A 388-nucleotide genomic window follows, 5' to 3' on the forward strand; every position below is an offset into this window, starting at 1 on the left:
TTCAAATTGACGAAACTGTTCTATTGTTTGCATGAGAAACTCGTATTTTTATAATTTTTATGTGCTGACTCTGGAGTCCAGAGCCAGCTTTTGTAGGGTGTGTTAAGTTTTTAGCTAAATAATGATCAGTTCTGGCTCTGCGCGTTTGCTTAACCATTCAGCGCCGTCTTCAGTAATCACGATATTCTCTTCGTGAACCATTGACTTACCCGGTGCGTAAACCATGCCCGGTTCTAATGTCATCACCATACCCGGCTTAAGTACTGTGTTGTCGGTAGCCGTGTTAGACGGGCGCTCTGTCAGCTCCATACCTAAACCATGACCAAGACGACCAACGTCGTTGCCCAATGCACCATTGGCTTCTAATACTCCCCACATCGCGTTGTAG

General features: G+C 45.4%; 1 protein-coding gene. It reads right to left on the reverse strand.

Annotated elements, in window-relative coordinates; all coding sequences use genetic code 11:
- Nucleotides 1–114: 114 nt before the first annotated feature.
- A partial coding sequence (locus AB4512_RS24530) for a M24 family metallopeptidase (RefSeq protein WP_372176083.1) occupies nt 115–388 on the reverse strand: 274 nt, incomplete at its 5' end.

This window comes from Vibrio sp. 10N.222.52.B7 (genome assembly GCF_041474275.1).
GTDB lineage: Bacteria > Pseudomonadota > Gammaproteobacteria > Enterobacterales > Vibrionaceae > Vibrio > Vibrio crassostreae_C.